The 6,579-nt window shown below is 58.7% G+C and carries 5 protein-coding genes and 4 pseudogenes; 5 read left to right on the top strand and 4 right to left on the bottom strand.

Annotated elements, in window-relative coordinates:
* Nucleotides 1–96 precede the first annotated feature (96 nt).
* Nucleotides 97–1,095: pseudogene (locus FHT28_RS35715) on the top strand (ISL3 family transposase); the annotation flags it as partial.
* 202 nt (nt 1,096–1,297) lie between these two features.
* Nucleotides 1,298–1,879, top strand: coding sequence for a recombinase family protein (locus FHT28_RS35710; RefSeq protein ID WP_168598908.1), 582 nt, complete (start codon nt 1,298–1,300; stop codon nt 1,877–1,879).
* A gap of 7 nt (nt 1,880–1,886) precedes the next feature.
* On the opposite strand, the gene FHT28_RS35705 is transcribed toward FHT28_RS35710, so the two are convergent.
* On the bottom strand, nt 1,887–2,633 hold the full coding sequence (locus FHT28_RS35705) for an SDR family oxidoreductase (RefSeq protein ID WP_168598906.1): 747 nt from the start codon (nt 2,631–2,633) through the stop codon (nt 1,887–1,889).
* Nucleotides 2,634–2,745: 112 nt separating this feature from the next.
* Here FHT28_RS35705 and FHT28_RS35700 point away from each other — a divergent pair, with 112 nt between their 5' ends.
* A complete protein-coding gene (locus tag FHT28_RS35700) occupies nt 2,746–3,681 on the top strand; it encodes a LysR family transcriptional regulator (RefSeq protein ID WP_168598905.1) in 936 nt (311 codons plus the stop codon).
* A gap of 56 nt (nt 3,682–3,737) precedes the next feature.
* On the opposite strand, the gene FHT28_RS35695 is transcribed toward FHT28_RS35700, so the two are convergent.
* Nucleotides 3,738–4,028, bottom strand: coding sequence for a DUF1330 domain-containing protein (locus FHT28_RS35695; RefSeq protein ID WP_168598904.1), 291 nt, complete (start codon nt 4,026–4,028; stop codon nt 3,738–3,740).
* Between the two features lie 23 nt (nt 4,029–4,051).
* On the opposite strand from FHT28_RS35695, the gene FHT28_RS35690 reads away from it, so the two are divergent.
* Nucleotides 4,052–4,555: a MarR family winged helix-turn-helix transcriptional regulator gene (locus FHT28_RS35690; protein ID WP_348645063.1), complete on the top strand. Its 504-nt coding sequence runs from the start codon at nt 4,052–4,054 to the stop codon at nt 4,553–4,555.
* Between the two features lie 174 nt (nt 4,556–4,729).
* Here FHT28_RS35690 and FHT28_RS35685 read toward each other — a convergent pair.
* Nucleotides 4,730–5,275, bottom strand: a pseudogene (locus tag FHT28_RS35685) (IS6 family transposase); the annotation flags it as partial.
* Nucleotides 5,276–5,309: 34 nt separating this feature from the next.
* On the opposite strand from FHT28_RS35685, the pseudogene FHT28_RS35680 reads away from it, so the two are divergent.
* A pseudogene (locus tag FHT28_RS35680) lies at nt 5,310–6,275 on the top strand (GSU2403 family nucleotidyltransferase fold protein); the annotation flags it as partial.
* 214 nt (nt 6,276–6,489) lie between these two features.
* On the opposite strand, the pseudogene FHT28_RS36965 reads toward FHT28_RS35680, so the two are convergent.
* A pseudogene (locus FHT28_RS36965) lies at nt 6,490–6,579 on the bottom strand (cell filamentation protein Fic); the annotation flags it as partial.

The following is a 6,579-nucleotide window of genomic DNA, read 5'->3' as shown; positions in this document are numbered from 1 at the left end:
GGCGTTGTGCTTGAAAGGCATCGTGGCGGAGACCGGTTATTGAGCTGGCCACCGCACCTAACCCACCGCGATTAACGATCCGCGCACCAACGTCCGTTGTTGCCCGACCGAGAACCCTCGACCGCAAAGGCCTGGCTGGCCGAGCAGCCGCAAATCGAAATCGTGGCAAGAGACCGCGGCGGCGGATATGCACAGGCCGCTGCACAAGCCCTGCCATAGGCCGAACAGGTCGCCGACCGCTGGCATCTGATGGAGAACGCCAGCCACGCCTTTCTTGACGCCGTTCGCAAGTCGATGCGGCAGGTCCGCATTGCAATCGGCACAGCAACTGTAAATCCAAAGCTTCTGACAGCCGCCGAGCGACTGCAATATGAGGGATATCTGCGGCGTGAAGAGGCAAACGCCGTCATCCGTGGTCTCGTCAGCGAAGCCGTATCCATCAAGGAGATCGTGCGCAGAACCGGGTACAGCCGAAAGCTGGTTCGCAGTGTCGTCCGTGGTCAGCGGACCGACATCTTTCGGGTCCGGCAAACTTCCCTGGAACCGCATCTCCCTTGGCTTGAAGCGCAATGGGACGCCGGATTGCGGAACGGCGCTGAACTTTGGCGGCAGCTTCGGTTTGCCGGCTTCGGCGGCGGTCTGCGTGTTGTCACCGAATGGGCAACGCGGCGAAGGCGTGCCGAAAAGGCCGAGAACGGACTCGGACATGCGCCGGCCGCACGCACTATCGTCCGCCTGATGACGCTTGAACGCAACAACCTGACCAAGGCTCAAACGATGACAGTCGCCGCCATCGAAGCGAGGCTACCGGATCTTGTCGAGGCCAGGGATGTCGTCGAGAGCTTCCACAAAATGCTGCGCAGCAAGTCTAAAGATAATCTGGAAGCTTGGATCGACCGCGCAGCAACAAGCCTGGTCGCGTCATTCGCCAACGGCGTCATCCGCGACCGGGCAGCGGTCCAGAATGCAATAACTTCAATGTGGTCGAACGGCCAGACTGAGGGCCAGATCACCAAGCTCAAACTCATCAAGCGCCAGATGTACGGGCGCGGAAAACTCGATTTGCTTGAGGCACGGATCGTGGGAGCACCCTGATGTCATCGAGATTGCGTCAGACCCAATTTTGCACGCCGAAACACATGCTCCAGTTTCGTTGCTCAGGTGCAGCGAACTGGAAAATGGCTGTCCGACAAACGGACGTTTGGCGGCGTCCACAGGTTTTGTCCGCAAAGCTGGCCATTTAACGGCAAATCGGACATTGTCCGTAATGAACGGGGAAACGGACAACGCACATCTTATGACGGCTATCGGCTATGCGAGGGTCTCGACTGGAGACGAGGACACGGCGCTGCAGCTCGACGCTCTGCGGACGGCGGGCTGCGAGAGGCTGTTCGAGGACAAGGCGTCAGGTGTGAGGACGGACCGCCCCGGCCTGACCGAGGCGATCCGTTACGCACGTGACGGCGATACGCTGACGGTCTGGAAGCTTGATCGTCTCGGCCGATCGATGAAGCACCTCATCGAGATCGTCACTGAGTTGGAAGCGAAGGGCGTCGGCTTCCGATCCATCACCGAAAACATCGACACCACTACATCCGGCGGTCGCCCGGTCTTCCACCTTTTCGGGGCGATGGCACAGTTCGAGCGCGATCTGATCCGGGAGAGGACGCGCGCGGGGCTGCAAGCCGCAGAGGAACGAGGCCGGCGCGGTGGTCGCCAAGCGGTCGCAACACCGGAGAAACTCGCGAAAGCTCGTCAGCATCTGGCATCCGGCCTCAATGTTCGTGAAACTGCTGCTCGCGTAAAGATCGGTAAGACCGCGCTTTACCACGCTCTCAAAGCCGAAAAATCAGGCGTATCGAAAGTTAAACAGGCTTAGGTGCCCACTATGCCCAGCGGCCGCCGCCGTCTACATGCAACACCTCTCCGGTCACGAAGCGGTTCGCCATCAGGAAGAGAATGGCCTGTGCGATATCCTCCGGCCGACCGACGTTGCGGGTAGGCAGAGTCGAAGCGGTCTGCTCGAGCACCTGCCGCTTGGCATCGCCCATCAGACCGTCGAGCAACGGGGTATCGACCATTCCCGGCGAGACCGCGTTGACGCGGATCGGCGACAGTTCGACGGCAAGCGCGCGCACCGTACTTTCGACTGCGGACACGGCAGCAGCCATGATTGTGCCTATACCGAGCGGGCGGGAGGCCAGTTGCGCCGAGGTCAGGGTGATGGAGCTTCCCGCATGCAGGAGGGGCAGAGCGGCTTTGACAGTCAGCAGGGGACCGATCAGTCGCTCTCTCATGACCTGCATGAGATCCGCCTCCGATTGATCCTTGAGTGGCAGCAGACGTGCCGTTCCGGCCGTGATCAGCAGATGATCGATCCTGCCGATGTCTGCAAATATCGCCGGCTGAGGGGTGGCAATGTCAGCGACGATCTGTGTTGCGCCGCCGATCGCCTCGGCAGCTTCCCGAAGACGCTGCGCGTTGCGGGATATCAGAAACAGGTTCGCGCCAGCGTCTTTGGCGTGCGCGGCCGTCGAAAGGCCGATCCCCGAGGAACCGCCAATGATGACGACGTTCTGACCCTGGAATGGCTGAGGCTGCGTATTGCCCGCTTGAATGGTGTTGGTCTGCAAGGTTGGTTCTCCGGTTGGATTGTTGACCGGATCCAATGTCGTTGATCGTCATAACCTTCAAAAGAGAGCAAAAGGCGATTTTATTTATCGTAAAAGACGATAGAATGCGGTCATGGATATGCTTTCTGCCATGCGCGTCTTTGCCCGTGTCGTCGAACGCGGCAGCCTTTCGACTGCGGCGCGCGATCTTGGTCTTGGCCAGCCCACTGTCAGCGAGCGCGTCGAGAAGCTCGAAAAGCATTTGGGGACGCGGCTCCTCTACCGGACGACACGCTCGGTGCAGGCGACCGACGCCGGCGTGCGTTTCTACGAGCATGCCAAGCGCGCCATCGAAGCCGTCAAGGAGGCCGAGGCTTCCGTCGCCTCGGCAGAGACATCGCTGACCGGAACGTTCCGGATCGCGGCGCCACATGGCCTTGGCGAGGTGACATTGCCAAGGCTGCTCATCGAATTCCAAAAACGGCATCCGGGTCTTGCGATCGATCTGATCTTGAACGACCGCTTCGTTGATCCGGTGACCGAAGGCGTCGATCTTTCCATCCGCATCGGCGAGATCGGCAGTGGCAATTTCATCGCCCGTCGCTTAGGAACAATCCGGCGGCTCCTGCTGGCCGCCCCCGGTTATCTCGAGCGGCAGGGGCTGCCACGCGAACCGGCAGAGCTTGTTGCGCATCCCTTCATCCGAGTCGCCGGCCTGGCCACCGATGAACGGTTGCATATGGTCGGTCCGAATAGTACGTCGGTGGAGGTGCCAATTCGGACCCTTTGGCGCGTCAATCATTGGAGGCCGCTGGTCGAAGCGTTGCTGGCGGAAAGAGGGATCGGTGCCCTGCACACGGCCGTTTGTGGGCGCGAGGTCGCCGAGGGAAAGTTGGTTCCCATCCTGCCGTCCTATGAATTCAAGCGGATGGAGGTCCATGCCATCTACCCGCCGGGACCGCGCCCTACCGCAAGAACGAAAGCCTTCGTTGCGCTGCTCGGCGAGCAAGCCGGCGCGCTTTTGGGCCAAGACGCGGGGCTGCCGTCGTCGTCCATCAAACAGAAATAGGTTCTACATACGTTCTCAAAAGACGGACAGATTCACCACTTTCGTGTCGTGACGCCTCAACCGGTTTCGACAACGAACATCCTCGCTTCCTGAGCCTCCCGGCGTTCGGTCTTGATCGGTGCGTACTTCTCAGAATTGTAGAAGGCTAACGCTTGGGCCAGGGTTGGAAACTCAAACACGCCAGCTATTGGGAAAGGCGCCTCATCGCCTTCAAGAACCTGGGCAACACGACCGAAATACAGAATTTGCCCGCCCGCTTCTTGTAGAGCTGCCTGAAAGCGAGGAGCGAGCGCCGCCTGCTTGGCGGGGTCGATGACACGCAGATTGATATGCACGTACGCTGGCATGGTACATCTCCAAATATTGCCAAATGATGCATATACACTATTATGCCCGCATCGGGTTGTCGAGAGGTGCAGACGTGAGCGGGTTTGATCCAGAATCTTTGAGGGGGGTTGCAGCCGAATGTCCGGGCTTTCAGGCTCGTGCGACGGCGCGTGCAGTCACGCGCTACTATAACGCCTGCTTCAAGCCGCTCGGGCTGACGGCCGAGCAATTCAGCCTGTTGGTCGGGGTTGGAGCTGCCGAGGGCGTTACACTCGTTGACCTCGCGGCCAGCGCAGGGGTCGATGCGACTACTCTCAGCCGAAACGTTCAGAACCTCGAGGTGAAAGGTTTAGTCCGCGCTGACGGTGGACGTGGCCGCGCAGGAAAGCGGCTACAATTGACTAGCGCTGGGCGTCAGCTCATGGCAGATGCCTTTCCTGTATGGAAATCAGCCAAAGCGGAGCTGTCCCGCTACATGGGTGATGAACGGCTTCAGTCGGCAACACGGGCAATGGCGGATTTGGCCAAGGCAGCGTCCTTAGTGTAGGATTCCGCCCCCTCCCGCAAACGATCCCGGTATGCCGTGGCTCGGCTGATCGACGCTTTTGCCGCGGCGACCTCTACGGAATGCATTTGTCGGTACTTCATGAAGAGTCTCATCTGATGAGGTTCTGTCGCAAACTTTTAAGGCGGCCGCATGGACGGCTATCGCTAGGCACATTTATGTTGCAAGGTCAGCGAATTGTTGAAATGCGGGCTGATCGCTGTTTGAGAATTGGCGCTTGCGGATCATGTGAGCAACTTCGATCCCATCTAACGTCGCCGAGGCAGACCGGAAGGATTTGAAGCCTTTCATAGGCCGGGTTATCTTCTTGATGAACCGGTGATCCTGCTCGATCATGTTGTTTAGGTATTTGACCTGCAGGATCTCGATCAGCCAGAACCATCCCTGGAACAGCAGCAGTCAGTTGATGGTTTGCAATCCTGCAAGGTTCGCGCCGCTCTTGTCGATAACGACCTTTTCAGGCCAGCCGTTGTTTTCGATTGTGCGAGCGAAGAAGGCGCTGGCCGCGGCTTCGTCACGCTGCTCTGACAGCATGAAATCAAGGGCTTTTCCGAACTTGTCCACGGCGCGGTAGAAATAGGTCCACTTGCCTCTGACCTGTATATAGGTCTCGTCCATCCGCCAGGAGCAGCCGGTCTTGGCTTTACGACGTCGGGCCTGACAGGCGATCAACGGCGAATATTTCACGACCCATCTGTTGACGACCTGTGAAGAAATCGCTTTTGGACACCATTTGTATTGGTACTTAGACATCCCAGATGGGCATGGTGGCACGAAACGTCGTTACGTCGGTCCTAACGACGATCCGGACATCGCACGCCGCGTAGCTGATCATAAGCGGGACAAGGATGATCTACGCGCTCGCAGGCGTTTGGTAAATACCCTGACACGCGACGGCGGTATGAGCGAGCCTGATGCAATGTCGGGAGACATCGTAGAGGCTCTTGCCGATGGCGGTCTTTTTCGGCTCCGGGGTGTTCTCATCGGCACGGTGGCTTTCCAGTGCTATTCGGGATTGCTGGGCGTCCGCCTTCCCATGGCTGCAATTCTGACCGGCGATGCGGACATTGCTCAGGATTACGCCATCAGCCGGGAAGTTGAAGATAGTCTGCCTCCGATTCTCGAGCTTCTGCGGGACGTCGACGCCAGCTTCCACCCAGTTCCACATCGATCGGGATCCGCGGCCTCATCGGCCTTTCAGAACGCCGAGGGTTACAGGGTTGAGTTCCTGACTTCGAACCGTGGTTCAGACGACTATATTGACCAGCCGGCAACGATGCCCGCTCTTGGCGGCGCCAGTGCGGATCCACTCCGCTTTCTCGACTTCCTCATAAGGGAGCCCGTTAGGACAATGCTGCTGCACCGAAGCGGAGTTCCAGTTGCCGTTCCTGACCCGTCGCGGTATGCGGTCCACAAGCTCATTGTCGCCAGCCGCAGACACACTGACGGGCAGGGGGCAGCGAAGCGAGAAAAGGACCTTCGCCAAGCTGCGCTGCTCTTTGAAGCTCTGCAGCAGACAAGGCGATCTGCTGACTTGGCGCTCGTCTACAATGAAGCATGGGAGCGTGGGCTTGCGTGGCAAGAAGGTGTTCGAGGAGGGGCGGGAATGCTGCCGGCACAAGATGCTGATCGTTTCAAGACGGTCCTGATAGAGGGCGCGAAGAAAAATCGTGAAGAAATTGAACTTCCTATTGGAGAATAGGCCGTCTTACGCTTCGAAAGTTAAGCAGTTGATCTGATTAGGAGCGGTGAAGATAAATACAGCGTGGAGAGTTCGAATCTGCTCAAGAGCATTGGGACCCGCCTGTCCATCCTTGCTATGTCGCGAACCCGGAATGGGCAAAGAACCTTGGAGTGCCGCCAATTGGGCGCCATATGGCTACCGACCGTCTTTGTCGCAAATGCGATGGACCCTGTCAGCTGCGTGCGAATTCCAGAAGCGGAGCGATGTCATGATTGTCCGCCGCGCGTAGTGCTGCGACGTAGCGTCCACGCAATTCGCCAAC

Origin of the sequence: Rhizobium sp. SG570 (assembly GCF_012275345.1) — a bacterium.
In the GTDB taxonomy this organism is placed as follows: domain Bacteria; phylum Pseudomonadota; class Alphaproteobacteria; order Rhizobiales; family Rhizobiaceae; genus Rhizobium; species Rhizobium lusitanum.
This window is presented reverse-complemented; position numbering and strand designations above follow the sequence as displayed.

What these genes read in the sequence shown, in the direction of transcription:
- FHT28_RS35710 (WP_168598908.1), top strand. Translation starts at nt 1,298, where the DNA reads ATGACGGCTATCGGCTATGCGAGGGTCTCGACTGGAGACGAGGACACG.
- FHT28_RS35700 (WP_168598905.1), top strand. Translation starts at nt 2,746, where the DNA reads ATGGATATGCTTTCTGCCATGCGCGTCTTTGCCCGTGTCGTCGAACGC.
- FHT28_RS35695 (WP_168598904.1), bottom strand. Translation starts at nt 4,028, where the DNA reads ATGCCAGCGTACGTGCATATCAATCTGCGTGTCATCGACCCCGCCAAG.
- FHT28_RS35690 (WP_348645063.1), top strand. Translation starts at nt 4,052, where the DNA reads ATGATGCATATACACTATTATGCCCGCATCGGGTTGTCGAGAGGTGCA.